This is a genomic window from Actinosynnema sp. NPDC023658 (assembly GCF_040639995.1).
In the GTDB taxonomy this organism is placed as follows: Bacteria; Actinomycetota; Actinomycetes; order Mycobacteriales; family Pseudonocardiaceae; genus Actinosynnema.
Map to the genome: position 1 here is coordinate 1 of NZ_JBFAAX010000902.1, position 2,218 is coordinate 2,218.

The following is a 2,218-nucleotide window of genomic DNA, read 5'->3' on the forward strand; positions in this document are numbered from 1 at the left end:
CTCATCGCGACGATGGTGACGTGGCGGTGGTTCGGCTACACCACGCTGCTCTACCTCGCGTCGCTGCAGTCGGTGCCGCGGGCGGTGTTCGAGGCCGCGGCCATCGACGGCGCGGGGCCGTGGCAGCGCTTCCGGCACATCACCATCCCCTCGCTGCGACCGGTGATCATCTTCACCGTGGTCACGTCCACCATCGGCGGCTTGCAGGTCTTCACCGAGCCGCTGCTGATCGGCTCGGGGCTGACCTGCGGCCCGGTGCGCCAGTGCCAGACGTTGACGCTCTTCCTGTACGAGCAGGGCTTCGGGCAGTTCAAGTTCGGCTACGGCTCTGCGATCGGGGTCGCCCTGTTCGTCATGGTCGTGGTGATCGCCGCGATCAACTACGTGCTGTCCACCCGGATCAAGGCGGACCGATGACGACCACCGCGCCGCACCGGCGGCACCTCGGCCGGGTCCGCTGGTGGACCTACTCCCTGCTCGTCCTCGCCGCCGTGATCTGCCTGTTCCCGCTGTACTGGATGTTCATCATCGCCACGACCGACACCGCGGCCGCGACGAAGATGCCGCCCGAGGTCGTGCCCGGCGGGAACTTCTTCCACCTGCTGGGCCTGGTCCTGGACACGGTGCCGTTCGTGCAGTCGCTGCTCAACAGCCTCGCCGTGGCCACCTCGATCGGCGTCGGCCAGGCGGTGCTGTGCTCGCTGGCCGGGTTCGCCTTCGCCAAGCTGCGCTTCCGCGGCCGGAACACCCTGTTCCTGGTCGTGGTCCTGACGATGACGGTGCCCACGCAGCTCTCGGTCATCCCGCAGTACCTGATCATGTCCGAGCTGGGCTGGGTGGACACCCTCCAGGCGTTGATCGTGCCCGGTCTGGCGAGCGCGTTCGGGATCTTCTGGATGCGCCAGCACATCACGGCCACGATCAGCGACGAGCTGATGCAGGCCGCCCGCATCGACGGCGCGAGCACCTGGCAGGTGTTCTGGCGCATCGCGTTCCCGATCGTGCGCCCGGCCGCGTTCGTGCTCGGCCTGTTCGGGTTCATCACCGCCTGGAACGACTTCCTGTGGCCGTTCATCGTGCTCAAGTCGCCCGAGCGCTACACCGCCCAGATCGCCATCAAGGCGCTGCAGAACAGCCTCGACATCGACCTCGGCCTGGCCATGTCCGGCTCGTTCCTGGCCACGATCCCCCTCGTCGTCCTGTTCGTCCTGGTGGGGCGGCGCATGGTCGCCGGCATCCTCGACGGCGCCTTCAAGGGCTGACACCCCCCACGACTTCCCGGAGCGAAGGAAACCCGTGCACGCGGAATCACCGCAACCACCCGCGACCGGCCGGTACTACGACAACCCCGTCATCCCCGGGTTCCACCCCGACCCCAGCGTGTGCCGGGTCGGTGAGGACTACTACCTGGTGTGCTCCAGCTTCGAGTACTTCCCGGGGGTGCCGCTGTTCCACAGCCGGGACCTGGTGCACTGGCGGCAGATCGGCAACGTCCTGGACCGGCCCGCGCAGCTCCCGCTGCCGGCCGACGCCATGGCCTCCGACGGCATCTACGCACCCACGATCCGGCACCACGACGGCCGGTTCTGGATGATCACCACGAACGTCTCGCACGGCGGCAACTTCGTCGTCACCGCCGAGCGCCCCGAAGGCCCGTGGTCGGACCCGGTGTGGATCGACCTGCCCGGCATCGACCCCGACCTGGCCTGGGACGACGACGGCAACTGCTGGGCGGCCTTCGCCGGCGCCCACGGGCCGAGCTTCTCCGGCGTGCAGGTCGCCCGCGTCGACCCCGAGGCGGGCAAGGTGCTGGAGGGGCCGTTCCCCGCCTGGGCCGGCACCGGCCTGCAGTGGCCCGAGGCGCCCCACCTGTACCGCATCGGGGAGTGGTGGTACCTGATGATCGCGGAGGGCGGCACCGAACGCGGTCACACCGTGGCCATGGCGCGTGCCCGCTCGCCGCGGGGGCCGTGGGAGTCGGCGCCGGCCAACCCGGTCCTGTCGCACCGCAGCACGGCCCACCCGATCCAGAGCACCGGCCACGCCGACCTCGTCACCACCCCGGACGGCGAGTGGTGGATGGTGCTGCTGGCCACCCGCCCGGTCGGGTACAGCCCCAAGTTCCACGTGCTGGGCCGGGAAACCTTCCTCACCCCCGTGCGGTGGGAGGACGGCTGGCCGCAGGTCGGGCCCGTCCGGTTGCGGGAGCAGGCGCCGG

The 2,218-nt window shown here is 70.0% G+C and carries 3 protein-coding genes; all 3 read left to right on the forward strand.

Annotated elements, in window-relative coordinates; genetic code table 11:
• Window positions 1-417 (forward strand): sugar ABC transporter permease (locus tag AB0G02_RS36170; RefSeq protein WP_360803777.1); only part of this gene is annotated, 417 nt, incomplete at its 5' end.
• Window positions 414-1,262, forward strand: coding sequence for a carbohydrate ABC transporter permease (locus AB0G02_RS36175; protein ID WP_360803780.1), 849 nt, complete (start codon window positions 414-416; stop codon window positions 1,260-1,262). The genes AB0G02_RS36170 and AB0G02_RS36175, both read left to right, overlap by 4 nt.
• A gap of 34 nt (window positions 1,263-1,296) precedes the next feature.
• A partial coding sequence (locus AB0G02_RS36180; protein WP_360803783.1) for a glycoside hydrolase family 43 protein occupies window positions 1,297-2,218 on the forward strand: 922 nt, incomplete at its 3' end.